The 24,491-nt window shown below is 68.2% G+C and carries 20 protein-coding genes; 12 read left to right on the plus strand and 8 right to left on the minus strand.

The window, feature by feature from the left end:
* Window positions 1–126 precede the first annotated feature (126 nt).
* From E8A12_RS22550 to E8A12_RS22565, 4 genes are all read left to right on the plus strand, one after another.
* Window positions 127–2,034, plus strand: a complete 1,908-nt coding sequence (locus E8A12_RS22550) for a PQQ-binding-like beta-propeller repeat protein (protein WP_293373131.1) — start codon at window positions 127–129, stop codon at window positions 2,032–2,034.
* Window positions 2,031–2,447, plus strand: a complete 417-nt coding sequence (locus E8A12_RS22555) for a DUF1801 domain-containing protein (RefSeq protein WP_293373133.1) — start codon at window positions 2,031–2,033, stop codon at window positions 2,445–2,447. The genes E8A12_RS22550 and E8A12_RS22555 overlap by 4 nt, the downstream gene beginning before the upstream one ends.
* Window positions 2,448–2,486: 39 nt before the next feature.
* Complete coding sequence (locus E8A12_RS22560) at window positions 2,487–4,454, plus strand: CocE/NonD family hydrolase (protein WP_293373135.1); 1,968 nt, start codon at window positions 2,487–2,489, stop codon at window positions 4,452–4,454.
* A gap of 86 nt (window positions 4,455–4,540) precedes the next feature.
* A complete protein-coding gene (locus E8A12_RS22565; RefSeq protein WP_293373137.1) occupies window positions 4,541–5,980 on the plus strand; it encodes a serine hydrolase domain-containing protein in 1,440 nt (479 codons plus the stop codon).
* Between the two features lie 15 nt (window positions 5,981–5,995).
* Here E8A12_RS22565 and E8A12_RS22570 read toward each other — a convergent pair whose 3' ends face one another.
* From E8A12_RS22570 to E8A12_RS22580, 3 genes are read right to left on the minus strand one after another with little or no spacing between them, the layout of a single operon-like run.
* Window positions 5,996–7,222 carry a pyridoxal-dependent decarboxylase gene (locus E8A12_RS22570; RefSeq protein WP_293373139.1) on the minus strand — a complete coding sequence of 409 codons (1,227 nt, stop codon included), beginning with the start codon at window positions 7,220–7,222 and terminating at the stop codon, window positions 5,996–5,998.
* A 26-nt stretch (window positions 7,223–7,248) separates the two neighbouring features.
* The gene (locus tag E8A12_RS22575; protein ID WP_293373141.1) at window positions 7,249–8,511 is read right to left on the minus strand and encodes an RNA polymerase sigma factor; all 1,263 of its coding nucleotides are present in this window, start codon (window positions 8,509–8,511) and stop codon (window positions 7,249–7,251) included.
* On the minus strand, window positions 8,508–8,891 hold the full coding sequence (locus E8A12_RS22580) for a YciI family protein (RefSeq protein ID WP_293373143.1): 384 nt from the start codon (window positions 8,889–8,891) through the stop codon (window positions 8,508–8,510). Before E8A12_RS22580 ends, E8A12_RS22575 begins: the two co-directional genes overlap by 4 nt.
* Window positions 8,892–9,013: 122 nt before the next feature.
* On the opposite strand from E8A12_RS22580, the gene E8A12_RS22585 reads away from it, so the two are divergent.
* Window positions 9,014–10,063, plus strand: coding sequence for an alpha/beta hydrolase (locus tag E8A12_RS22585; RefSeq protein WP_293373145.1), 1,050 nt, complete (start codon window positions 9,014–9,016; stop codon window positions 10,061–10,063).
* Window positions 10,064–10,070: 7 nt separating this feature from the next.
* On the opposite strand, the gene E8A12_RS22590 is transcribed toward E8A12_RS22585, so the two are convergent.
* Window positions 10,071–10,655: a TetR/AcrR family transcriptional regulator gene (locus E8A12_RS22590; RefSeq protein ID WP_293373147.1), complete on the minus strand. Its 585-nt coding sequence runs from the start codon at window positions 10,653–10,655 to the stop codon at window positions 10,071–10,073.
* Between the two features lie 197 nt (window positions 10,656–10,852).
* On the opposite strand from E8A12_RS22590, the gene E8A12_RS22595 reads away from it, so the two are divergent.
* The 6 genes from E8A12_RS22595 to E8A12_RS22620 all read left to right on the plus strand — a co-directional run bounded on the left by E8A12_RS22595 (window position 10,853) and on the right by E8A12_RS22620 (window position 18,900).
* Window positions 10,853–12,904 (plus strand): hypothetical protein, encoded by a 2,052-nt coding sequence (locus E8A12_RS22595; RefSeq protein ID WP_293373149.1) that lies wholly within the window; start codon window positions 10,853–10,855, stop codon window positions 12,902–12,904.
* Window positions 12,905–13,043: 139 nt separating this feature from the next.
* Complete coding sequence (locus tag E8A12_RS22600; protein ID WP_293373151.1) at window positions 13,044–14,978, plus strand: PQQ-binding-like beta-propeller repeat protein; 1,935 nt, start codon at window positions 13,044–13,046, stop codon at window positions 14,976–14,978.
* Window positions 14,979–14,990: 12 nt separating this feature from the next.
* Complete coding sequence (locus E8A12_RS22605; RefSeq protein ID WP_293373153.1) at window positions 14,991–16,868, plus strand: PQQ-binding-like beta-propeller repeat protein; 1,878 nt, start codon at window positions 14,991–14,993, stop codon at window positions 16,866–16,868.
* 23 nt (window positions 16,869–16,891) lie between these two features.
* Window positions 16,892–17,818 carry a DMT family transporter gene (locus tag E8A12_RS22610; protein ID WP_293373155.1) on the plus strand — a complete coding sequence of 309 codons (927 nt, stop codon included), beginning with the start codon at window positions 16,892–16,894 and terminating at the stop codon, window positions 17,816–17,818.
* 116 nt (window positions 17,819–17,934) lie between these two features.
* On the plus strand, window positions 17,935–18,492 hold the full coding sequence (locus tag E8A12_RS22615; protein WP_293373157.1) for a tetratricopeptide repeat protein: 558 nt from the start codon (window positions 17,935–17,937) through the stop codon (window positions 18,490–18,492).
* A gap of 54 nt (window positions 18,493–18,546) precedes the next feature.
* On the plus strand, window positions 18,547–18,900 hold the full coding sequence (locus E8A12_RS22620; RefSeq protein WP_293373159.1) for a hypothetical protein: 354 nt from the start codon (window positions 18,547–18,549) through the stop codon (window positions 18,898–18,900).
* On the opposite strand, the gene E8A12_RS22625 is transcribed toward E8A12_RS22620, so the two are convergent.
* Together E8A12_RS22625 and E8A12_RS22630 are read right to left on the minus strand one after the other, a co-directional pair.
* A complete protein-coding gene (locus E8A12_RS22625; RefSeq protein ID WP_293373161.1) occupies window positions 18,897–19,502 on the minus strand; it encodes a PEPxxWA-CTERM sorting domain-containing protein in 606 nt (201 codons plus the stop codon). The genes E8A12_RS22620 and E8A12_RS22625 overlap by 4 nt on opposite strands.
* Before the next feature lie 144 nt (window positions 19,503–19,646).
* The gene (locus tag E8A12_RS22630) at window positions 19,647–20,171 is read right to left on the minus strand and encodes a DNA-3-methyladenine glycosylase (protein WP_293373163.1); all 525 of its coding nucleotides are present in this window, start codon (window positions 20,169–20,171) and stop codon (window positions 19,647–19,649) included.
* A gap of 86 nt (window positions 20,172–20,257) precedes the next feature.
* On the opposite strand from E8A12_RS22630, the gene E8A12_RS22635 reads away from it, so the two are divergent.
* Window positions 20,258–21,439: an amidohydrolase family protein gene (locus E8A12_RS22635; protein WP_293373165.1), complete on the plus strand. Its 1,182-nt coding sequence runs from the start codon at window positions 20,258–20,260 to the stop codon at window positions 21,437–21,439.
* On the opposite strand, the gene E8A12_RS22640 is transcribed toward E8A12_RS22635, so the two are convergent.
* Both E8A12_RS22640 and E8A12_RS22645 read right to left on the minus strand, forming a co-directional pair.
* Window positions 21,427–23,289, minus strand: coding sequence for an ATP-binding protein (locus tag E8A12_RS22640; protein ID WP_293373167.1), 1,863 nt, complete (start codon window positions 23,287–23,289; stop codon window positions 21,427–21,429). The two genes, E8A12_RS22635 and E8A12_RS22640, sit on opposite strands and share 13 nt — an antisense overlap.
* A gap of 76 nt (window positions 23,290–23,365) precedes the next feature.
* Window positions 23,366–24,491, minus strand: a 1,126-nt coding sequence (locus E8A12_RS22645; protein WP_293373169.1) for an acyl-CoA dehydrogenase, incomplete at its 5' end; no start/stop codon positions are given.

Here is a 24,491-nt window from a genome sequence, read left to right on the forward strand (position 1 = left end):
GGGGTGAAGTCGCAAGTTCGATGCTGGGACGAGCTCCCCTGCGCAAGGATCCACCTCGGAAATATTTCAATTCTGATTACGGGGGCAGGCTCCTAGTCGGCGCCTCAGGGAAACGTGGGGGCGAACATGAAGACTCGTTGGGGCGCGGCCGTGGCGGCGGCCACAATTTCGATCGCAGCCTTCGGCGCATCGGCGCTGGCCCAGCAGGTGAGCCCCTTGCCGCCGCCTGGCCCGGCGGCAAATTCGCCGAACGCCCGCGCCGCCCAGGCCGCGGCCCTGATCAAGCTGCAGGCCCACGGCGAGGAGCTGTTCAACACCCGGTGCAAGGGCTGCCACATGCCGCCGGTCGAACACGCGCCGTCGCGCGCCGAGCTGGCCGCCCAGTTCCCCAACGTGATCTCGGACGCGCTGAAGACCGGCAAGATGCAGCCCATGGCCGCCGGCCTTTCCGACGAGGACATCGGCGCGATCGCCGCCTTCGTCACCGGCCAACAGCCGGACGCCAAGTTCGACCTGGCCGGCGAGTCCCGAAACGCCTGCCCCGCGGGGGCGAAGTTCAACCCGGCGGGGCCTTCCTGGAACGGCTGGAGCCCCGACAAGCAGAACAGCCGCGTGGCGGCCTCGACGACCATCAACGCCGCCAACACGCCGAAGTTGCAGGTGAAATGGGCCTTCGCCTACCAGGGTGGCCGTTACGGCGAGCCGACGGTGGTGGGCAACCGCGTCTTCGTCACCAGCTCGTCGGGCCAGGTCTACGCCCTCGACAAGCAGAGCGGCTGCGTCGCCTGGGCCTACAAGGCCCGCGGCCCGGTCCGCGTCACCGTTTCGGTGGGCAAGAACCCAAAGGCGGCCTCGGGCTGGGCGGCCTATTTCGGGGACATGAACCGCACCCAGGTGGCGGTCGACGCCAACACCGGCAAAGAGCTGTGGAACGTCAGCATCGACTCCGGCCCGCGAGGCATCCTGACCGGCGCCCCGACGCTATGGGGCGACACCCTCTATGTGCCGCTCTCCTCGTTCGAGGAGGGCGTGGCGGGTCTGGCGGCCTATGAGTGTTGCAAGCAGCGCGGGGCGGTCGCCGCCCTCGACATCGCCACCGGCAGGATCAAGTGGAAGTCCTATTCGATCCCGACCGCGCCGGCGCCGTTCAAGAAGAACAGTGCGGGGACCCAGATGTACGGCCCGGCCGGCGGGGCGATCTGGTCGTCGCCGACCATCGATCCAAAGCGCGGCGTCCTCTACGTCGCCACCGGCGACAGCTACACCGACGTGGAGGAGGGATATTCCGACGCCGTCGAGGCCATGGACCTGAAGACCGGCAAGATAAGATGGGCCCACCAGATGACGGCCCTGGACCACTTCCTGGTCGGCTGTCCGCCCCAGCGCCCCGGCGCCAACTGCCCGACCCCCAACGGCCCCGACTTCGACTTCGGCTCCTCGCCGATTCTCAAGCACTTGGCGGGCGGCAAGGACATCCTGCTGGCCGGCCAGAAGTCGGGCGGCGTCTATGGCCTGGACCCCGAGGATGGGAAGATCATCTGGCAACTGCGCATCGGCAAGGGCAGCGCGCTCGGCGGCGTCGAGTGGGGCATGGCCGCGGACGACGACAACCTCTACGTCGGCGTCGCCGATCGGGGCATGCCGACGCTCACGGCGCTGCGGCTCACCGACGGCGCCCTCATCTGGCGTCACCGCGCGCCGGAGCCGCCCAAATGCAGCTTCACCAGCGGCCGGTGCGGCAACGGCTATTCGGGCCCGCCGAGCCTCGCCAATGGCGTGCTGTTCGGCGTCAACCAGGACGGCCACGTCCGCGCCTTCGAAGCCAAGACCGGCAAGCTGATCTGGGACTATGACACCGCGGCCGCGCACTACGACACGGTCAACGGCGTGAAGAACCAGCGCGGCGGCAACCTCGACGCGACCGGCATGACCTTCGCCGGCCCGATGGCCTTTCTGATGGCCGGCTTCAACGGGGCTTCCGGGTCGAGCGGCCCCGATAACGTCCTGCTGGCCTTCTCGGTGGACGGGAAATGACCTCCGCGCTCATGGCGCAAGAGCTGAAGACCAAGGCGACCGAGGCCGACGTGGACAGCTTCATCGCGGCTTCGTCGAAGTCCGCGGACGGCGCGGCCCTTTGCACCCTGATGCGCAAGGTGAGCGGCGTTGAGCCGAAGATGTGGGGCCCGGCCATCGTCGGCTTTGGCGAGCGGGAATACGATCTGGCCGGAGGCAAGAAGGGCCGCATCCTGGCCATGGGCTTCTCGCCGCGGAAGGCTTCGCTCGTGCTCTACATCGAGCATGCCGACGGCTGGGACGAACGCCTGGCGCGGCTGGGCAAGCATTCCACCGGCAAGGGCTGCCTCTACATCAACAAGTTCGCAGACGTGGATGCCCGCGTGCTCGACGAATTGGTCACCGCGGCCTGGAACGCCACCGAGCGGCTCTAACCGCTAGGCGGCCCCGACAGGGCGTGCGAACTTTTTCGCATGAGTCACCACACCGCCCTGACCCGCCGCGGTCTTTCCCGTCTGATCGCCGCCGCCACCCTGGCCGGGGCCGGCCGCGCCGCCGCCGCGCCCGAGGGTCCGTATGAGGTGCTGTTGGAAAGCAACATCCGCGTCTCCATGCGCGACGGGGTGAAGCTGGCCACCGACGTCTACCGCCCGGCGCGCGGCGGCAAGGCGGTCGCCGGCCGCTTCCCGGCGATCATGGAGCGCACACCCTATGGGCGGAACGTCACTAGCTTCCGCGACATCACCCAGGCCAATCCTAAGACGCCCAAGACCCGCGCCGAGGTGGCCGCCACCTACGTGCGCCAGGGCTATGTGGTGGTCTTCCAGGACTGTCGCGGGCGCTACGATTCCGAGGGCGAGTTCGTCAAATATCTCAGCGAGGGCGCCGATGGCTTCGACACCTGCCGCTGGCTGACCTCCCAGCCGTGGAGCGACGGGCGCATCGGGACCCTGGGCCTCAGCTATGCGGCCCACACGCAGGGCGCGCTGGCCTGCCTGAACCCGCCCGGCCTGAAGGCGATGTTCCTGGACTGCGGCGGCTTCGCCAACGCCTACCAGGACGGCATCCGTCAGGGCGGCGCCTTCGAGCTGAAGCAGGTGACCTGGGCCTACAACCTGGGTCTCGAGAGTCCTGAGGCGCAGAAGGATCCGCGCCTGATGGCGGCGCTGAAGAAGGTCGACCTCAAGGCCTGGTTCGGCTCCATGCCCTGGAAAGCCGGGCACACGCCGCTGTCGCTGATCCCGGGCTATGAAGCCTATGTCCTCGACCAGTGGCGGCACGGCGATTTCGACGACTACTGGAAGCAGGTCGGCATCTACGCCGAAGGCTCCTACGACCGCTACGCCGACGCGGCCATGGTCCACATGAGCGGCTGGTACGACGCCTATTCGCGCTCCACGACCGACAACTATGTAGCGCTCTCGAAGAGGAAGACGGGGCCGATCCGGCTGATCATGGGGCCGTGGACCCACGGCGCGCGCTCGACGACCTATTCCGGCGACATCGAGTTCGGGCCCGGCTCGACCCTCGACGCCCTGGGCCACGGCGATTATGACGCCCAGCGGCTGGCCTGGTTCGACCGCCACCTGAAGGGGTCGAGCAAGACCGATCCGGATCCGCCGGTCAGGCTCTTCGTCATGGGCGGCGGCGCGGACGGCAAGGGGGTTGGGAAGAAGACGTCCGAGGGACGGCTGTTGCACGGCGGCCGCTGGCGCACGGAGAGCGCCTGGCCGATCCCCGACGCGCAGCTCGCCGCCTTCCACCTGCACGGCGATGGCCTGCTTTCGACGTCCAAGCCGTCGGCCACGGCGGCGCCGGTCAGCTATGACTTCGACCCCGACCGTCCCGTGCCCAGCATCGGCGGCACCATCACCTCAGGCGAGCCGCTGATGCGCGGCGGCGGCTACGACCAGCGCGAGGGGCCCACGGTCTACGGCTCGCGCCAGCCCTACCTGCCGCTGGAGGCTCGGCCCGATGTCCTGGTCTTCCAGACCCCGCCCTTGAAAGAGGACGTCGAGGTCACCGGCGCCATCGAGGCCAATCTGTGGATCGCCTCCGACGGGCCGGACACCGACTTCACCATCAAGCTGATCGACGTCTATCCGCCCAGCGAGGACTACCCGGAAGGCTATGCGCTCAACGTCACCGACGGGATCCTGCGCTGCCGCTACCGCGACAGTTGGGAAAAGCCCTCGATGATGACCCCGGGCCAGAGCTACCCGATCAAGGTCACGGCCTTCCCGACCTCCAACCTATTCAAGGCCGGCCACCGCATCCGACTGGACGTCTCGTCGAGCAACTTCCCGCACTTCGATGTCAACCCGAACACCGGCGCGCCGGAGGGGACGGGGCTGACCCGGCGGGTGGCCAAGAATACGGTGTTCGTGGATGCCGGCCGCGCCAGCCACGTGGTCCTGCCAGTGATCCCCAGACGAGCCTAATCCCAAGCCGTCCGCCGAGACGCGCTTGACAATAGCGCCTCCAAACACGAGGAGTATTACATATGTAAACTGAACGGGAGACGATCATGCTCGCGTATCTTGGCCTGGCGGTCGTTGCGGCGTTCGCCGTCTCGTCCTCAGCTGCGGTCCAATCCTTCACGCCGGCGCAGATTGCCAGCATCGACCAGGGTGTCGTGGCCTATCTGGGCCAGCGGGGCGTTCCCAGCGCCTCCATCGCCGTTGTGCGGGGCGGTGAGATCGTCTTTGCGAAAGCCTACGGCAGCCGCTCCGTATCGCCGTCCAGGCCTGCCACCGTCCAGGCGCGATACAATATCGCCTCGGTGTCGAAGCAGATGACGGCCACCGCACTGCTCATGCTGATCGACCAAGGAAAATTGTCGCTCGACGACCCTATCAGCCGCTGGCTGCCGGAGCTGATGGACGCAAACCGGATCACGGTTCGCCAGGTGCTGTCGCACACCGCGGGCTACAAGGGCTTCTTCCTCGCGGAGACCCCGCCGATCGAGGCGACCCGGTCGATCTCGCCCCACGTCGTCGTCGACCGGTGGGGACGAATGCCCCTCGACTATCCCCCGGGGTCGAGCTGGCAATACAGCAACACGGACTACACGATCGTGGGCCTGATCGTCGAACGGGTGAGCGGCCAGGCCCTCGCCGACGTCCTGCGCCAGAACATCTTCGAGCCGCTGGGCATGACCTCGGCCACCGTGCTGCACGGCGAGGCGCCGCCGGCCAAGGACGCCCAGGGCTACACGCGCCACGCCCTGGGTCCGTTGCGCCTCTCGCCCATCATCGGCGACGGCTGGGGGTTCGGGGACGGCGGCGTGTCGATGAGCGCCACGGACCTCGCCAAGTGGGACATCGGCGTGCTCCGTCAAAGGCTGCTGTCGGCGAAGGCCTACGCCGAGCAGCAGACGCCTGTCACGTTGTCCGACGGCAAGACCGCCCCCTATGGCCTGGGCGTCTTCGTCGACCAGACAGCGGGCCGTCGGCGCGTCAAGCACCCGGGGTCGGAGGAGGGGTTCCTCACCGAGAACCGCATCTATCCGGACGATGGCGCTGCCGTGGTGGTGACGGTGAACGCGGACTTCGGCGATGCGCAGGACGACATCGCCGACCAGCTCGAGCATCTCATCTTCGATCTGCCGCCCCCGCCCGAGCGCAATCCCCGGCGCTCGCGGCCGACCGTCGATGCGGCGATCCGACCGCAAGACGTCGCCCTGGCGCACAAGCTTGTCAGTCAGCTCGCCAGCGGGACACTAGATCGACGCCTACTGAGTGCGGACGCGAACCACTATTTCACCCCGGCCACGCTGGCGGACTACCGGGACAGCCTCGGACCGCTGGGGGAGCCGATCGCCTTTGAGCGGCTGCAGAGCGCTCACATCGGCGAGCATGACGTCAGTGTCTATCGCCTGATGTGGGCCAACGAGTGGGTGGCCGCGATCCTTCGCTGTGCGCCGGACGGCCGCGTCGTCTCGTTCAAGATCTACGCGCCGCTGTAAGGGGAGCTGGCGCCGCTAAGCGTAGCGCGGCGCTTCCGTCGGGGTCGCGCCGCCGGCAGCCTCCAGCGCCCAGGCCAGGTCGGCGAGGTATTGGTCGGCCACCTCGGCATGGATTGGCGAGAGCATCAGGTGCAGGCTCCTGGGCTCGGTGGTGACGCCCGAGAACCAGCCGCGCTCGCGCAGCTTGGCCCAGATGGCGAGGCAGTCGGCGTCGGCGCGGGTGAAGGCCAATAGGCCAAGCTGTGGCCGGCCGAGCACCGTGAAGCCCAGAGCCTCGGCGCCCGCCGCGATCTTCGCCCGAGCTTCGGTGACCAGGGCGTGCTTGACGCGATAGCCCGCGACGCCGAGGAAATTCATCACCGCCCAGGCGGCTGAGATCGCTCCGCCCGGCCGCGTGCCGGCCAGCGTGGGGGTCACCATCCGGCCGCCGGGCCAGTCCTTGAAGTCGAAGATCATGAAGTCCATCAGCGCCTTCGAGCGAAAGAACACCGTGGACGCGCCCTTGGCGCAGTAGCCGTACTTGTGCAGGTCCGCCGACATCGAGCGCACGCCCGGCAGTTCGAAATCGAACGGTGCGATGGCCTCGCCGTTCATCCGCACGAACGGGGCGATATAGCCGCCGACGCAGGCGTCCACGTGCAGCCAGAGGTCGCGCTTCAAGGCCAGGTCGGACAGCGCCGCGATCGGGTCGATCAGGCCAAAGGGGAAGTTGGGCGCCGAGCCGACGATCATCACCGTGGACGCGTCCGCCGCCGCGGCCATCGCCTCTGGGTCGGCCAGATAGTCATTCAGCGCCGTGCGCCGCACCTCGATCTCCATGATCGCGCAGGCCTTGTCGAAGGCCGGGTGCGCCGAGCGGGGCACGACGATGTTCAGGGGGCCGGTGACACAGCGCTCCTTGCGGGCGAAGTCGCGAGCGGCCTTGAGGGCCATGGTGATGGAATCCGTGCCGCCGGAGGTGATCGCGCCGGCGCCCTCGGGTCCGTGCAGCAATCCGAGGCCGAAGCCCACGACCTCCTCCTCCATCCGCTTCAAGCTGGGAAAGGCCGCGGGGCCCAGGCCGTTCTCCGACTGGAAGAGGGCGTAGGCTTCCTTCTGCACCTGCTCGACGTCGGGGCCGGCGTTGAACACGTAGACCGCCGTCTTGCCCTCGCGCCAGCGCACGTCGCCGGCGGCGTAGCCGAGCATCCGGTCCTTCAGCTCGGACCAACCGGTTCCGTGCTCGGGCAGGGGTTGTCGCATGCGCGCGCCTCCAGTTCGCGCCGATCCTAGCTGGCCCGGGCCTTGGCGTCCGCTGTCAGTCGGTCGATCTGGCCGCGGATGTGGGCGGCCTCTGCGGCGGTGTTGGCCAGCGAGATGGCGCGGTCGAAGGCCTGGCGGGCCTCCTCGTCGCGGCCGAGCTGCAGCAGGAAGGCCCCGCGCGTCCCGAAGAAGTAGAAGTAGTTCCCCAGCGCCTCGGCCAGGGGCTCGATCATCGCCAGCGCCTCGGCCGGCCCGCGCACCTTGCTGGCGGCGACAGCACGATTGAGCGTGATCACCGGCGAGGGCGTCAGCCGCTCCAGGCCGACGTAGAGCGCCTCGATCTGCGCCCAGTCGGTGTCCTCGAACCGCGCGGCGCGGGCGTGGAGCGCTGCGATCGCGGCCTGCATCTGGTAGGGGCCCGGCCGATTGTGGCGGATCGCCTTGTCGACCAGGGCCAGACCCTCGCCGATCATGTCGCGGTTCCAGAGCCCGCGATCCTGGTCCTCCAGCAGGACAGCGGCCCCGTCGGCGCCGAAACGGGTGGCGGCCCGGGAATGCTGCAGCAGCATCAGCGCGGTCAGGCCCATGATCTCCGGCTCGGCGGGATAGATCCGCAGCAGGAGGCGCCCCAGCCGGATCGCCTCCTCGCACAGCGGCGAGCGGACCTCGGCGGTGTCGTGGCCGGCGGTATAGCCCTCGGTGAAGACGAGGTAGGCCATGTAGGCCACCGCCGCGAGACGCTCGGACCGCTCCACCGGACCCGGCGCTTCGAAGGGCGTCTCGGCCTTGGCGATGCGAGCCTTGGCGCGGGTGATCCGCTGCTCCATCGCCGCCTCGCCGACCAGGAAGACCCGGGCGATCTGCTTCACCGACAAGCCGCTAACGATGCGCAGGGCGAGCGCGATCTGCTGCGTCGCCGGCAGCTCCGGATGGCAGCAGATGAACATCAGCCGAAGGATGTCGTCGCGGTAGTGGGCGCCGTCCAGCCGTTCGGCCATTGGGGTCTCGACGTCGTCGACATCGGAGATGGCGTCTTCGTCCGGCAGTTCGGTCAGACGGCTCTTGCGGCGCACCCCGTCCAGGGCGGCGTTGCGGCCGACCATGATCAGCCACGCGGCGGCGTCCCGCGGCGGCCCCTTCTGCGGCCAGCTCTTCAGCGCCCGCAGGCAGGCCTCCTGATAGGCCTCCTCTGCCGCGTCCAGGTCACGGAAGTAGCGGAGCAGGGCCCCGATCGCCCGGGGCCGCGCCGAGGTCAGCGCCGCATCGATCCAGGCGATGTCCTCGCTCATCCCGCCTGCGCGGCCTCCGGCAGGGCGCCGGGCTGAAAGGAGCGCAGCGGGCGGACCTCATAGGCGCCGCCCGGATTGGCCGCGCCGAGTTCGCGGGCGACGTCCAGCGCCTCGTCGAGGCTTCCCAGGTCAAGGACGTAGAAACCCAGGAGCTGCTCCTTGGTCTCGGCAAAGGGACCGTCGATGACCATCGGCGGGTCGCTTTTGCGAAGGGTGGTCGCCGCCGTGGTCGGCATCAACCGCAGCGAGGGCCCAAGCTTGCCCTGCGCCGCCAGGCGGTCCTGGACCACGCCCAGCTTGGCCATCACCGCGTCGTCCTGCGCCTTGGTCCAGGAGAAGACGGTTTCCTCGGAATTGTAGCAGAGCAGGGCGTAGAGCATCGACGCGGTTCCTTTGGCGTGCGGAGGACGCGCCAGCCTAACCGGACCCGACAGAGGTCTGCAAAATATCCCGGGGGCTACGGTGTTTGACAGGTAATGGCCCACGCTGGGAGACTTGCCCGATGAGCCGCCGCTACAGCAGACGCGATCTTGCGGCTCTTCTCGGCGGCGCTATCGCCGCCATCGGCCCTTCCGCGGTTTTGTCGGCTGAACCTGTTTCGGCGGGGATCGATCAATCGTCCTTTGTTTCCATTGGCGGCATCGATCAGTGGGTCAGCATCAAGGGGGATGACCGCCGCAATCCGGTTCTACTCGTGGTCCACGGAGGCCCTGGCGAAGCTCAGTGGCCCGTAGCCGCCCATTACAAGCCATGGGAGACGGCCTTCACGGTCGTCCAGTGGGACCAGCGGGGCGCAGGCCATACCTACGGCCGGTACGGCAAGCGGACCCCGGAGATGACGCTCGACCGCTTCGCAAACGACGGAAACGAAGTGGCGGACTATCTCCGCCGATTGCTCGGCAAGAAGAAGATCATCGTTCTCGGCCATTCTTGGGGATCGATCGTCGCGATCACCATGGTGCAGCGCAAGCCGGAGCGGTTTGCGGCCTATGTCGGCACTGGCCAGGTAGCGAGCTGGAAGGCGGTTGTGAACAGCCAGTTCGACCTGCTCCTGGCGAAGGCCCGCGCCGACGGCGACGCCGCCACGGTCAAGCAGTTTGAAGCTATCGGCCGCCCGGATCCTTCCAACGCCGCTCAGTATTTCGCCTTCAGCAGGAACCTGCAGGCGGCCATGGCCCCATCGGATCGAGCCTGGATCAAGTCATTGCGCGCCGATTTCCCCGCCTTGACCGCGTCCGATCCCAAGGATTTTCAGGACTTCCTGACCGGCTTTGCGTTCAGCGCCGAAGCTGTCCTGCCGGATCAGATGAAGGCCGATCTGCCGGTGACGGCCAGTCGGTTGATGACGGCCGTCTTCTTCATTCAGGGCCGCGACGATGTCGTCACACCCACAGAGCCCGCGGTAGCCTACTTCGAGGGCCTGACCGCACCGAAGAAGGAGCTGATCCTGATCCCCGACGCCGGGCACTTTGCGTTCATGACCGCGCCCGATGCCTTCCTGGCGGCGCTGACCGACAAGGTTCGCCCGGTCGCCATCGCGCGCGGGGCTTGATCTCGCGCTAGCCTCCGCCCAGCCCTGGCGGCGGCTGGCGGCGCACGGTGCTGACTGGGGTCAGGATCAGCCGTTCGATGATCTCGGCCATGGTGTCGGCGTCCACGGTGTCGAAGTTGCGAAGCCACCAGGCGAGCAGGTTCAGGATACCTGAAACGGTCTGGAAGAGGACCAGGTCGTCCTTGGGGCCTTCCGGCCTGCGCACCCGTGTCTGGGACATGGTGGCCATGGTCTGGCGCAGCATCTCGGCGCGCACCGTGTCGCCGGAGCCCCCGGCGATCAGGGCCTTGTAGATCGCCAGATGGCTTTCCACGAAGGTGCAGAGGAATTTGGCCGCGCCGGTCCGGTCGCGCTGCTGCAGCCAGGGCGCGGCTTGGGCCAGGAATTCACGGACCAGGTTGTCGGTAACGTCGGCAAGCAGGGCGTCCTTGTCGGAGTAGTGCCGGAAGAAGGTGGCGTAGCCGACCCCCGCCTTGGCGGCGATCGCCCGCACGGTGATCGAGTCTAGCGGGCTTACCTCGGCCAGCTCGGTCATCGCCCGGCGCAGCGCCTCGCGCGTCCGCACCACGCGCGCGTCGGAAACCGTTGACATCTGGCCGTTAGAATCCACTATGATCCACTGTGTATCGTAAGTTTCGGGCGTAGGCCGTTGTGGACTGTGCGGCGGCCTTCCGCAAGGTGAGGCCCGACACGTGTGCGCAATGTCGCTGGACTAAGATGAGATCTGAACACCTGGGCTGGTCACGGCGCGTCGCGCGGGCCGCCAAAAGAGGGGCAAGGGAGAGCACCATGAGGATTTCACGCAAGGCGATCGCCGGGCTGGGCGTACTGGCGACGGCGGCGAGCGCCATCGCCCTGATGGCCTCTCCGCACGGCGTGTCGAGCGCCAAGGCCGAGGCGCCAAAGGTCGCGGGCCCCGCGCGGGTCGACGACTTCATGCTGGCCGACCAGGACCTACTCGGCCGCCAACTCTATCGGATGGCCGACGACAAGGCGGTGGTCCTGGTGACCTATGCCTCCGCCGACAAGCAGCTGCACGTCGACGCGCCGGCGCTGATGGCGCTGAAGGCGGCCTACGATGGCAAGAAGGTCGACATGCTGGCTGTCGACAGCCGCATCGGTGACCGCCGTGACCCTGTGATCGCCGACGCCAAGGCCGCTGGCCTGCAGATGCCGATCCTCTTCGACTACGAGCAACTGGTCGGCGAGGAGCTGGGCGTCACCCGCGCCGCCGAGGTGATCGTCATCGATCCGCGTAGCTGGTCGATCGCCTACCGGGGGCCCGTGGACGGAGCCAAGCCGGCGATCGACGCCTTGCTGGCCGGCGAGAAGGTCGCGCTCACCAGCCACGAGGCCAAGGGCGAGCTGATCGCCTTCCCCGACCGCGCCAAGGCGGCTTCCTACGCCCAGATCTCCTACGCCCACGCCATCGCCCCGATCATCGAGGCCAAGTGCGCCACCTGCCACCAGCCGGGTGGGATCGGGCCGATGCCGCTCACCAACTACGAGCAGATCAAGGGCTTCTCGCCGATGATCCGCGAGGTGATCCGCACCCACCGGATGCCGCCCTACCTGGCCGATGAGACCGTGGGCGCCTTCCAGGACGACGACCGTCTGACGCCGGACCAGATGAAGACCCTGGTCCACTGGATCGACGCCGGCGCGCCGCGTGGCGCCGGCGAGGACCCGCTGCAGAAGATCAAGTTCCAGGCCCCCGACTGGCCGCTCGGCAAGCCCGACGTAGTGCTGAACGTACCTGCCGTGAAGATCCCGGCGACCGGCGTCATGGACTACCAGCACCCGGTAGTGACCAACGCCATGACTGAAGGCCGCTGGATGAAGGCCACGACCTTCCGCGTCTCCGACCGGCAGGTGGTGCACCACATCCTGACCGGCGTGGTCGCGACCGACCACGCGGGCGACACCTTCTCCGAGAGCGCCTGGGGCGCTTCCCTTGGCGGCTACGGTCCAGGCCGCGGCTCCAACATCCAGCCGGTCGACACCGGCGTCTGGGTGCCGCCCTCCGGCGGCGTGGGCTTCCAGACCCACTACACACCCTACGGCAAGGAAACGACTGAGAAGACCCAGATGGGCATCTACTTCTACCCGAAGGGGCAGGAGCCGAAATACATCCTGCGGACCTTCGGCATCTTCGATTTCTCCATCGAGATCCCGCCGGGCGAGGAGTTCCACCACGAGACCAGCTACATCGAGTTCCCGAAGGAGGCGATCCTCTACGGCATCACCCCGCACGCCCACGTGCGCGGCGGCTCGAGCCAGGTCTCGATCATCTATCCGGACGGCAAGAAGCAGTTGCTGCTGGCCCTGCCGCGCTACGACTTCAACTGGCAGTATGAGTACTTCCTGAAGACGCCGCTGAAGGTGCCTGCGGGCTCGAAGATCCTGGCCCAGTGGACCTACGACAACTCGCCCCGCAACCCCGGAAACCCCGACCCGACCAAGATGGTCTACTGGGGCGAGCAGACCCGGGACGAGATGATGGCCACCTACCTGCACTACCGCTGGACAGATGAGACCGTGCAGCATCAGACGCCGGAGTACGAAAAGCTTCTGCAGGCCAATCTGATGATGGGCGTGCTCGACGACAACATGGACGGCAAGATCGAGAAGGCCGAACTCCGGGGCGGGCCGCAGAGTCCGGCCAACATGCTCAAGAAGTACTTCGACCTGATCGACACCAACCACGACGGCGCGATCGACGCCAACGAGTTGGCGGCGGCCTCCAAGCTGATGCAGAAGATGCGCCCGGCAAAGGCCGCGGCGGCTCCGGCGCAGTCGCCGACGCCGGCGGGCACGCCCGCAGCGGCGGGCGGTCGCTGATACAGCGGGATCTGTCGCGCCCGCCCTGGGCGGGCGCGAAGTCCAGGTGACCCGAAGACCCGCGCAGTGCATGCTGCGCGCGGTTTTCGATTCAAGCATTTAGAGCCCCAGAACTTGGGGCCATCGGGGGGATTTGACGTTGCGCGCAGTTCGTACCTGGCTCTTCGGCGTCGCCGTAGCGGCCGCCTCGACCCTTGGCTTCGCCGCCCACGCCCAGCCGGCCTCCAGCGGCCAGCAGATCTATGAGACCCGCTGCAAGTCTTGCCACGAGGGCGGCGCGCCCCGTGCGCCCACCCGCGCCGACCTTGGCCAGCGCGCGCCCGGCGACATCGTCCAGGCCCTGACCAACGGCATAATGCAGCCCATGGCCCAGGGCCTGTCGGACGCCGACAAGCAGGCGGTGGCGGCCTATCTGACCACGTCCGCGTCCGTCGCGGCCGCTCCGAGCCGGCCCACCGGCCAGGAAATGCCGCAGGTCGCCGTCAAGGGACCGAGCGCGCCCGATCCCAAGTGCGCGACCAATCCGCCGATCCAGGCCGGAAACAGCGACTGGACCAGCATGGGTATCGACAACGCCTCCACCCGCTTCCAGCGCCATCCCGGCCTGACTGCGGCGGACGTGCCGAGGCTGAAGGTGAAGTGGGCGTTCTCGATGACCGGCGGCGGCCAGCCGGCGGTGGTCGGCGACTGGCTCTGGGTCACCAACCGCTCGGGCAAGTTCTACGCCCTCGACACCCGAACGGGCTGCGTCCACTGGTCCGTCGACGATCTGGTCTCGCGCACCTCGCCGATGATCATCAAATCGCCGATCTCGCCCAGCGGCTGGCTGACGGTGATCAGCCAGAGCGACCGGATCGTGCGCGCCTTCGACGCCCAGACCGGCAAGCAGATCTGGAAGAGCGCCCAGCTTGAGGACCATCCGTTCTCCGTGCTCACCGGCTCGCCAGTGATCGTGGGCGACCGCCTGATCGTGCCGATCTCCTCGATCGAGGAGGCTGCGGCCATGAGCAAGGCCTACGGCTGCTGCACCTTCCGCGGCTCGGTGGCGGCGCTGGATCTTGCGACCGGCAAGCTGCTCTGGAAGACCCCGATGATCGGCGAGCCCCTGAAGGTGATCCGCGAAAAGGGCGGCGGGGTGAAGGTCCAGGGTCCGGCGGGCGCCGCGGTCTGGGCCGCGCCCTCGGTCGACCGCAAGCGCGGGCTAGCCTATGTCGTCACGGGCGACAGCTACACTGACATCGACACCACCGGCGATGACGCCGTGGTGGCGCTGGACCTTAAGACCGGCGCGATCAGGTGGCGCCGCCAGGTGACCCAGCACGACAACTTCGTCATGGGCTGCGGCCCGGCGTCGACCTCAGGCAACTGTCCGACGCCGCTCGGTCCCGACTTCGACTTCGGCGCCACCCCGATCCTGATGACCCTGAAGAACGGTCATCAGGTGCTGGTGGCCGGCCAGAAGTCGGGCCTGGTCTACGGCCTCGATCCCGACAGCGGCGCAGTGCTTTGGAAGACCGCGGTCGGGGTGGGCTCGGCGATCGGCGGCGTCGAATGGGGCATCGGCGCCAACGACACCCAGGTCTTTGTGCCGATCGCGGACTTCAGCCAGGTGATGGCGGAACTCCATCCCGGCGCGTTCGGGCCGGCCGGCGCTCCAGCGGGCAAGCCCGGCGTCAATGCGCTAGATCCCGCCACCGGGACCATTGTCTGGACGACGCCCGCGCCCAAGGCTCCTTGCGTCTACGCCAGCGACAAGGGCAAGCCCTCCCTTTGCGTCCGCAGCCAGCCCGCCGCGCCGGCGGTGATCCCCGGCTTCGTCTTCGAAGGCAGCCTGGACGGCTGGGTCCGCGCCTATGACGCCAAGACGGGCAAGATCGTCTGGGAGGACTCCACCACCTCGCGGACCTACGACACGGTCAACGGCATCAAGGGTCAACCCGGCGGCGGCATCGACGGCATGGGTCCGACCATCGCTGGCGGCATGATGTTCATAACCAGCGGCAACAATGGCGCGGCGCGCGTCGGCTCCAATGGGGTCAACGTCCTCCTGGCCTATTCCGTGGACGGCAAGTAGGGCGCGGCCGCCATGCCGGCGCGGCGCCCGGCCGCGATCCTGGCGGCGCTGGCCGCGGTCCTGACGGCGTCCTGGGCCATGGCCCAGCCGCCGCCGGCGCCCGCGCGGCCAGCTGTCACGCCCAAGGCCGGCTATGTGGTCCCGCCGGAGAATTCCGCCGGCCTCTATCCGGTCAACGGCGAGCCGATCTTCAAGGCCAGGTGCGCCGGCTGCCATGAGCCGGCCGCCGGCCGCGCGCCGAGCCGGCAGATGTTGGGCGCCCGCTCGCCGGAAGAGGTCTATGACGCCCTGACCCTCGGAGCCATGACCCCTATGGCCCAGGGGATGAGCGCTGCAGAGATCTACGGCGTGGTGCGCTTCCTGACCGGCAAGTCGCCGGTCCCGCAGGCGGCGTCGGCGCCCGATCCCAACCCCTGCAAGACCAACGGCCCCCTGCAGCCCAACGGTCCGCAGTGGAACGGCTGGGGCCGCGACCTGGCCAACAGCCGCTATCAGCCGAAGCCTGGCTTCTCCGCCGCCGACATCCCGCGCCTGAAGGTCAAGTGGGCCTTCGCCTATTCTGGCACCAAGAACACGCAGGCCCTGGTCTTCGGCGACCGGGTGTTCGTGGCCAGCATGGGCGGCAAGGTCTATTCGCTCGACGCCGCCAGCGGCTGCGTGCACTGGCGCTTCGACTACCGCGGCGGCGGGCGGGCTTCGATGACCGTCGGCAAGCTGGCGACCGCGGCCAGCGGCTATGCCCTCTATTTCGGCGACGACCGGATGTATGTGCGGGCCTTCGACGCGGGCTCGGGCAAGGAACTCTGGAACGTCCGTGTCGGCGACCATGTGGTGGGGCGGATCACCGGCTCGCCGGCGCTCCACGACAACATTCTCTATGTGCCCCTGTCGGCTTCGGAGGAGAGCCAGGGCAATGTCGGCGCCTATGGATGCTGCAGCTTCATCGGCACGGTCGTCGCGCTGGACGCGCGCACCGGCAAGCAGATCTGGAAGCAGGCGATCTTGGATGAGGCGCCGCGTCCGACGCGGAAGAATTCCGCCGGGACCCAGATGTATGGACCGGCCGGCGGCGCGCTGTGGTCGGCCCCCACCGTCGACGCCAAGCGCGGCCAGCTCTATGTGGCCAGCGGCGATTCCTACACCGAGGTGGAGCACCCGACCTCCGATGCGGTGATCGCCATGGACCTGAAGACCGGCAGGATCCGCTGGGTCAATCAGGTGCTGGCGGGCGACAACTTCATGTCGGGAACGGTCAACGGACCGCTGGGTCAGCGCGGGCCGGACTACGACTTCGGCTCCTCGCCCATGCTGGTGCGCGTCGGGGCCAGGCAGCTGGTGATCACCGGCAACAAGTCCTCGATCGTCTATGCGATGGACCCGGACACCGGGAAGACCGTCTGGCAGACCGCCAAGCTCGGCAGTGGCGGCGCCGGCGGCGGGGTCGAGTGGGGCACCGCGACCGACGGGCGGATCGTCTACGCGGCCCTGGCCGATTTCCCGGGACGCGGGCGTCCGGGCATCGCCGGTGTGAACGTCGCCGACGGCAAGCTGATGTGGCAGGCGGACGCGCCGAAGGGCGTCCCCTGCAACGTGCCCTCGGGCCGCTGCCTGCCGGGCTTTTCGCAAGCCGTGACGGCGGTCCCGGGCGCGGTGTTCAGCGGCGCCCTCGACGGCCATCTGAGGGCCTACGGCGCCGACGGCAAGCTGATCTGGGACTACGACACCACCGCTTCGCTCGACACGGTCAACGGGATCAAGGGCGCGAGCGGCGGCAGTCTGGACATGGGCGGCGCGGTGGTCGCCGGCGGGCGGCTCTTCATCCATTCCGGCTATGGCGGCAGCGCCGGGCCCAGCAACCTGCTGCTGGCCTTCTCGGTGGACGGCAGGTAGTCGCTGCGGTTGACCCGGCGGGCGTGGGCCCTCACACCGCGCCGGTGACCGCGCCCACAGCCCAGCTTCCGCACCACCACCGCAACGGTCTGGGCATCGCCTACCGGACCCTGGCCATGGTCTGCGTCGCCGGCCTGACCGCTTCGGTGAAATGGACCGGCCACCGCGGCATTCCGGTCTTCGAGCTGGTCTTCTTCCGCAACGCCTTCGCCTTCGTCCCCCTGCTGCTCTACATCTCCCGCACCACCGGGTTTTCGGTGCTGAAGACCCAGCGGCCCTGGGGCCACCTGACCCGCTCGGTCGCGGGTCTGCTGGGCATGACCTGCAGCTTCTTCGCCGTGCAGCGTCTGGCGCTGACCGAGGCCACCGCCTTCACCTTCGCAGCCCCGCTGTTCATGACCGCGCTCTCGGCCCTGATGCTGCGCGAGGCGGTGGGCCGCCACCGCTGGGGCGCGGTGCTGGTGGGCTTCATCGGCGTCATGATCATGGTGCGGCCGCAGCCCGGCCACATGAACCTCAACGGGATCGGCTTCGCGCTCACCGCGGCGGTCGGCAGCGCCATGGCCATGGTGCAGATCCGCCAGATCGCCGTAACCGAGAAGGGCGCCACCATCGTCTTCTACTTCACCCTGGCCGGGACCCTGCTGGGCCTGAGCGTCTCGGTGTTCAACTGGGTGACACCGGACCGGGCCACCTTGGCCGTGCTGATCCTCTCGGGCCTGATCGGCGGCGTGGGTCAGCTCTTCCTGACCGAGGCGATCCGCGTGGCGCCAGTGGGCGTGGTCGCGCCCTTCGACTACACCCAGCTGATCTGGGCCACGGCCCTCGGCTACCTGATCTGGGGGGAGCTGCCGCAGCCGGTGACGCTGGCGGGCGCCGCCGTGGTGGCGGCCAGCGGCCTCTACATTCTGCATCGCGAGCTCCTGCGCTTCCGGCCCTCGCCCGCCTGAGCCCCGCTGGCCTGACCCAGGGTCAGCTTCGCGTTGACAGTCGTCCGTTGCGGGAGGAGTCTTCGCCGCGAACGCCGATACGCGGCCCCGAGCCGCGCGGGCGGGGAGGAAAGCTCATGAAAAAGCTGGTATTCGGCGCGGCGCTTGTGGCGACCTTGGCCTTGGGCGTGCAGGCGCGCGCCTCGGTCACGGTGATCGGCGGCGGCCTGGCGGAGGCCTGCTCCAGGGCCGCAATCTCCGGCAAGGCCGCGCCACGGGAAGAAGGCGCCTGCACCGAGGCGCTCGACAAGGAGATGCTGTCGAGCCGCGACCGCGCCGGCACCCTGGTCAACCGCGGTATCCTGAAGATGCGCCGGGCGAACTGGGAGGGCGCAGCCAGCGACTTCAACGAGGCGGTCCGCCTGAAGCCCGACCTGGGTGAAGCCTACGCCAACCGCGGCGCGGTCTCGATCGGCATGCACAAGTACGCCGAGAGCCTGCCGGACCTGAACAAGGGCCTGGAACTGGGCGTCGAGGCGCCGGCCAAGGTCTATTTCGACCGCGCGCTGGCCTACGAAGGCCTGGACGACGTGAAGTCGGCCTATTTCGACTACCAGAAGGCCGTCGAGCTCAGCCCCGACTGGGAGGCGCCCAAGGCCGAGCTCGCCCGCTTCCACGTCGAGCGCAAGGATTAGGGAGCCGGATCCGAGGCGGCGGCGTTCATTAGGCTTCTGCCTGAGGAGGCCGCCATGCGGGTCCTGATCGCCGGTCTTGTCCTGGTCGCCGCCGCGCCCGCCGCGGCCCAGCCCTATTTCGGCCTGGCGCAATCGCTCGACGCACAGCGCGCGGCGGAGGCCCAGGCCGCGCGCAACCGCGACATCGCCCTGACAAATGCCCTGTCCGCCCTGCAGGCGCGCCAGCAGACCAATGAGTCCCTGGCCGCCCTGGCCGCGGCGCGCGTTTCACCGGCGGTCCCGACCGTGCCGTTCAACCCCAAGGCGCCGCCGCCGAAGATCGACATGAGCCAGATCGTCGAGATTCCCGACGCAACCCTGGCCGCCTCCAACGCCCGTGCGGTCGCCGCCTCCGAGAACCGGCGCTAAGCGAAGGAAGGGCGCCGCCGGCGCGCCGCGCGCAAACCGGCGCCGGCCGCGGCGAAACCCGTCAGCACCAGGGCCCAGGTAGCCGGTTCCGGCACGCCGCCGCCGCCAAGCACGCTGGAGAATTCGACGTTGCTGGACGAGGTGAAGGTGAGCGCCCCGCCGCTGGATTGGACGTTCGAAAACTGGCTGATGGCGGAGATATCGGTCCCCAGAAGCGGGCCGAACGCCGTCGTTAAATTGACGGGGTGCGGCAACTGAAAGTCCAGCAGATCCAATCCCCCGATAGAGTCGGATCTCGAGAAGAAACCGACCGAGCCGTAGATGCCCATGCGCGTGGCGACATCCAGGGTAACATCGCCGATCCCGTCGATGTCTACATCCGAGGAACTCAGGGGATCGAGGGCCTGGAATCCCGAATTGACGATGTTCGCCAGATCGCCGTGCATGGTGATCGTATAGGCGGCATTGGTGAAGTCCGTGCCCGCCAGGTCGCCATCGCCAACGCCGGTGATGGTGTAGGTGATGCTCTGGGCGCTGGCTTGGCCGGCGGCCAAGCCGACCGTCGAAACCGCGAGCGCGGCGGCGATCAGGAAATTGCGCATCGGGGACCCCCTCGTCCAGTTCGCCAAACGACGTTCTTTGTAGGCTGGACCCAATTTGCCCCGACGACAAGGGCACTCGCCTAAGGGGCGATTCTTCAATCATCAACCGCGGGCCGAGGCGGGCTCCAAGGCGTTCGCGAAAACTCAGCCGCCCGTCGGGAATGGCTTGCTGAGATAGCGCGAACCTCGCTCGCCGAAGCGCCAGGGGACGTCGATGGCTTTGGTGATGCCAATGCGCGGGCCGACGACGACCTCGGCGGGTGGCCCGGGGATCAGCTCGAACGGCGGCTCGAAGACCTTGAGCCCGTTCTGATCTCGGCTCACGCCCAGCGCCTGGCAGAGCCGCCCGGGCCCGGAGCAGAGGAGGCGCGGATCGTCCAGGCCGCGCCGGGCGATCATCACGTCCAAGCCCTCGGTCGGCTCCAGCGCGCGCAGCAGCACCGCGCTGCCCGCTTCGTCGCCGCAGACCAAGTTCATGCACCAGTGGATGCCGTAGGAACGGTAGACGTAGATCGCGCCAGGCGCCCCGAACATCACCGCATTGCGCGCGGTGGGTCCGGAGAAGCTGTGGGAGGCCGGATCCGAGTAGTGATAGGCCTCGGTCTCGACGATCCGGCCGCCGACGCCGTCCATGGCGATCGTCCAGCCGATCAGCTCGCGCGCGGCCACGGGGCTGGGCGATGTGAACAGCGTCGCTTGACGCGCCTGGACCTCAGAGCGCGAAATAGGGGCAACCATAAGCGGGAGGATTTCGCATGCCGTACGTCGAGGGCCAAACCATCCACGACGCCGACAGCCACGTGATGGAGCTGCCGGGCACGATCAACCGCTATATCGAGCCGAAATTCCGCGAGGCCTTCGTCGAGAAGACCGGGCGCAAGGATGTGCTGCCGGAGTGGTTCGCCAAGGCCGCGGCGCAAGCCGAGAACCCCGAGTTCCTGGCCGGCGCGGAGGCCAACATCCTCCTGCGCAAGAACTATGAGGCGCTGGGCGCCTTCAAGGCGTCAGATCGGCCCAAGACCCTCGACTACCTGGGCTTCGCCAGCCAGCTGGTGTTCACCACCGCCTGCCTATCCAATTTCGGCCTGGAGCAGATGGGCGAGGCGGAGCTGGCCGTGGAGGCCGCCCGCGCCCACAATCGGATGATGACCGAGTTCTGCTCGGTGGACCTCCGGCTGCTCGCCACCGGCTACGTGCCGCTGATCGACCGCGCCCGGGCGGTCGACGTCGCCCGAGAAGCCCTGGCGCTCGGCGCCAAGGCCCTGGTGATCCCGTCGCGGCATCCGAAGGGGTTTTCGCCCAGCCACGTCGAGCTCGACCCGCTCTGGGCCCTGGCCCAGGAAGCCAGGATCCCCGTCCTCTTCCATGTGGGCGGCGAAGAGAAGATGCACCACGACTACATCGACAACGGCCTGCCGTTCGTGAAGGACTTCCACGGCGGTGACGAGAACTTCACCTCGCTCACCTTCATGGCGATCCCGCTGTCGATCTGGCAGACGCTCTCGGCCCTGGTGATCGATGGCGTCTTCGACCGCTTCCCGCGACTGAAGTGGGGCGCCATCGAGCTGGGGGCGTCATGGCTGCCCAGCCTGATGCAGTACCTGGACTCCGGCGTCGCGGCCTTTGGCAAGGAGGAGCGGCTCCAGAAGCTCTCCGGCAAGCCCAGCGAGATCCTGCGCCGCCAGTTCCGCGCCACGCCCTATCCGCACGAGAACACTGGCTGGATCATCGAGAACACCGCGCCGGAGATGCTGCTGTTCTCGTCGGATTTCCCGCATATCGAGGGCGGGCGCAATCCGCTGAAGCGGTTCAACGAGAGCCTGGACGGCGTTTCCGACGAGGTGAAGCGCCGCTTCTACCGCGACAACTTCATCGACCTCATGGGCGCGGGCCTGGACCCGTCGCTGCACGACCTGCCGAAGCTTCAGGCCGCCTGACGCCTGCGCCGCGGGGCCACGGTCATGGCGCGGTTGATGGAGTCCATCAGCGCCTGGATCTGGATCGGCTTGGGGCTGTGCTCGGTGAAGCCCAGGTCCAGGTAGCGCTGGCGGCCGCCTGAGGTCACGTCGGCGGTGAGCGCCACCACAGGCGCGTTGCGGTTGGGGCCGGCCTGGCCTCGCAGCTGTTGCAGCACCTCCACGCCGGTCATGCCCGGCATCTGGATATCCAACAGGATGAGGTCGAAGGGCCGTTCCTCCATCCGCGCCAGCGCCTCGGCGCCGCTGGAGGCCTTGGCGACCTCGTGGCTGAAGCTCGCCAGCAACTGGTCCAGCACCAGCAGGTTCACCGCGTTGTCATCGACCGCCAGGATCTTCAGCCCGCTGAGCGGCGCAGCTTCATCTTTGGCCGCCACGGGGTTGGCGGGGGCCGGCGCGGCGGCCAGCGCCAGGGGTAGCTTGATGTGGAAGGTCGAGCCTTGGCCCACCTTGCTCTCCGCCCAGACCTTGCCGCCCATCAGCTCGACCAGCTGCTTGGCGATGGACAGGCCCAGGCCCGTGCCGCCGAACTTGCGCATCTCGGACTCATCGCCCTGGGTGAAGCGGGTGAAGAGCTGCGGCAGGTGTTGTTCGGCGATACCGATGCCGGTGTCGCGGACCGCGAGGTGCAGAAGGACTGCGCCCTCGCCGTTGGGCATGGCGTCCGCGATCACCGAAACTGAACCGGTGTCGGTGAACTTCAGCGCATTGCCGACCAGATTGAACAGCACCTGGCGCAGGCGAAGCGCATCGATCAGGGCGAAGGACGGCACGGTCTCGGCGATGCTGAGCACCAGGGCCACGCCCTTCTCGTCGGCGCGCGGCCCCCAGAAACCCACCAGCCGCTCCAGGAAGAGCCGCATATCCTCTGGCGCCGGCAGGATGTCGAGCCGGCCTGCATCGATCTTCGAGACGTCGAGGATGTCGTTGAGGATCGAGAGCAGGTATTCGCCACTGTCGATCAGCACCGTCAGACGCTCCTTCTGCACGGGATTGGTCTCGTCGCGCTGCAGCAGCTGGGCCATGCCGAGGACCCCGTTCATCGGGGTGCGGATCTCGTGGCTCATGGTGGCCAGGAAGTTGGACTTCGCGCGGCCCGCCTGACGGGCCTCTTCACGCGCGGCGTCGGCCGCGGCGCGTTCGGCCACGGCCTGGTCGCGGGCGGCTTCCAGCTCGGGGATCATGGCGACGTTGTCGTTGAAGGCCGTGTGCAGCATCTGCACCGTGCGCGTGATGCCTTCTATCATCAGCCCGGTCAGGACCGTCAGGCTGGCCAGGGTCAGGAGCGCGGCGGCCGCCGCCCACGGCGTCAGGATGGCGATGATCAGGACGCCAAGCGCCACGACCACCGGGGTCATGAAGCTCCAGAAGATGCGCCGGGCCATCAGGCTGGCCGAAATGGCGACGGCGACCAGGGTGGCGGCCTGCAGCAGGAACAGCATGATCTCGCCGCGGTGACCGCCCAGCGCGACCAGAAGGGTCGGGATCACATAGCCGGACATCCGCGCCGCGCAGAGTGGCGCGAGGCGCCGGAACCCGTCTTCGTCGGGTGTCTCGGCCGCGGTCCGCAGCCAACGGCGCACCATGGCTTGGCTGATCCCATCGACGGCGCAATAGGCGGCGAACGTGGCCGCGCCGGCCATCGGGTGGCCCAGCATCACCAGGCCGAAGGCGATCAGGGCGTTGAAAAAGACATGGAACGCGAACGGCTGCACCATGCTGGAAAGCGTCAGCTGATAGACGCTGAGGCCGATCTCGCCCATGGCCCGCGCCGCGCGCTCCCGAGCGAATTCCCAGACCCTGCGTTTCATGCGTCATCACCCCACGACGGGGCCCAGCATGGGACGCCAATAGTAAAGCTTCGGAGAATCCCCTAGGCGAATCTACCTAGGGCGCAAGGGCGGCGGCGGAGGTGGCCTCCATGTCAAGGGCCCCGTCCATCAGGCCGTCGGCCAGGCCAGGCGCGAGGCTCAAGACCTGGCTGGAATAGACCCGCGCCAGGGCGCCCTTGCTCTTCATCCAGGGATCATCCGAGCCGGCGGCGGCCAGGGCCTGACGGCCGAGCATCGCCCCGCCGATCACGTCGCCGGCCAGCTTCAGATAGGGCGTGGCGGCGGCCAGGCTGTCGGCGCCGCGATTGGCCAGCAGCCAGTCGGTGGCCCGCTCCAGGGCCGCGACCCCAGCCGCCAGCCGGCGGCCGACGGCGGCCAGGTCGGGGACTTCGGTCAGGCTCTCGGCGGTCAGCGCCAGCTCGGCGCAGAGCGCGCGCATGACCCCGCCGTCCTCCATGCCCACCTTGCGGCCCACCAGGTCGATGGCCTGGATTCCGTTGGTGCCCTCGTAGATCGGGGCGATGCGCGCGTCGCGGTAGTGCTGGGCCGCGCCGGTCTCCTCGATGAAGCCCATGCCGCCATGCACCTGCACGCCCAGGGAGGCGACCTCGACGCCGACGTCGGTCGACCAGGCCTTGGCGATGGGGGTGAGCAGTTCCTGGCGCGCCTTGGCGGCCGCGCGCTCCTCGTCGCTGGCGGCCAGCCGGGCGAGATCGGAAAGCACCCCGGTGGTCAGGCAGATGGCGCGGGCGGCCTCGATCTTGGCCTTCATCAGCATCAGCATCCGGCGCACGTCCGGGTGGCCGTAGATCATCCCGTCGGCTTCCCAGACGGTGCGGCCCTGCTTGCGCTCCTGGCTGAACGCCAGGGCCTGCTGGAAAGCCCGCTCGGCGATGGCCACGCCCTGGACGCCCACCTGCAGGCGCGCGGCGTTCATCATCACGAACATATGCGGCAGGCCCTGGCCGAGCTCGCCGACCAGCTCGGCCTGCGCGTCCTCGTAGAGCATGACGCAGGTGGGCGAGCCGTGGATGCCCAGCTTGTGTTCGATGGAGCCGGCGCGGAAGTCGTTGCGGGATCCGAGGCTGCCGTCGTCCTTAATCTCGAACTTGGAGGCCAGGAACAGGCTGATGCCCTTCACCCCGGGCGGCGCGTCCGGCGTGCGGGCGATGATCAGGTGG

The sequence above is a fragment of the Phenylobacterium sp. genome, from assembly GCF_004799395.1.
GTDB lineage: Bacteria > Pseudomonadota > Alphaproteobacteria > Caulobacterales > Caulobacteraceae > Phenylobacterium.

Bases quoted from the DNA above. Each gene is read 5' to 3' on its own strand.
- E8A12_RS22550 (WP_293373131.1), top strand. From the start codon at position 127: ATGAAGACTCGTTGGGGCGCGGCCGTGGCGGCGGCCACAATTTCGATC.
- E8A12_RS22555 (WP_293373133.1), top strand. From the start codon at position 2,031: ATGACCTCCGCGCTCATGGCGCAAGAGCTGAAGACCAAGGCGACCGAG.
- E8A12_RS22560 (WP_293373135.1), top strand. From the start codon at position 2,487: ATGAGTCACCACACCGCCCTGACCCGCCGCGGTCTTTCCCGTCTGATC.
- E8A12_RS22565 (WP_293373137.1), top strand. From the start codon at position 4,541: ATGCTCGCGTATCTTGGCCTGGCGGTCGTTGCGGCGTTCGCCGTCTCG.
- E8A12_RS22570 (WP_293373139.1), bottom strand. From the start codon at position 7,222: ATGCGACAACCCCTGCCCGAGCACGGAACCGGTTGGTCCGAGCTGAAG.
- E8A12_RS22575 (WP_293373141.1), bottom strand. From the start codon at position 8,511: ATGAGCGAGGACATCGCCTGGATCGATGCGGCGCTGACCTCGGCGCGG.
- E8A12_RS22580 (WP_293373143.1), bottom strand. From the start codon at position 8,891: ATGCTCTACGCCCTGCTCTGCTACAATTCCGAGGAAACCGTCTTCTCC.
- E8A12_RS22585 (WP_293373145.1), top strand. From the start codon at position 9,014: ATGAGCCGCCGCTACAGCAGACGCGATCTTGCGGCTCTTCTCGGCGGC.
- E8A12_RS22590 (WP_293373147.1), bottom strand. From the start codon at position 10,655: ATGTCAACGGTTTCCGACGCGCGCGTGGTGCGGACGCGCGAGGCGCTG.
- E8A12_RS22595 (WP_293373149.1), top strand. From the start codon at position 10,853: ATGAGGATTTCACGCAAGGCGATCGCCGGGCTGGGCGTACTGGCGACG.
- E8A12_RS22605 (WP_293373153.1), top strand. From the start codon at position 14,991: ATGCCGGCGCGGCGCCCGGCCGCGATCCTGGCGGCGCTGGCCGCGGTC.
- E8A12_RS22615 (WP_293373157.1), top strand. From the start codon at position 17,935: ATGAAAAAGCTGGTATTCGGCGCGGCGCTTGTGGCGACCTTGGCCTTG.
- E8A12_RS22620 (WP_293373159.1), top strand. From the start codon at position 18,547: ATGCGGGTCCTGATCGCCGGTCTTGTCCTGGTCGCCGCCGCGCCCGCC.
- E8A12_RS22625 (WP_293373161.1), bottom strand. From the start codon at position 19,502: ATGCGCAATTTCCTGATCGCCGCCGCGCTCGCGGTTTCGACGGTCGGC.
- E8A12_RS22635 (WP_293373165.1), top strand. From the start codon at position 20,258: ATGCCGTACGTCGAGGGCCAAACCATCCACGACGCCGACAGCCACGTG.
- E8A12_RS22640 (WP_293373167.1), bottom strand. From the start codon at position 23,289: ATGAAACGCAGGGTCTGGGAATTCGCTCGGGAGCGCGCGGCGCGGGCC.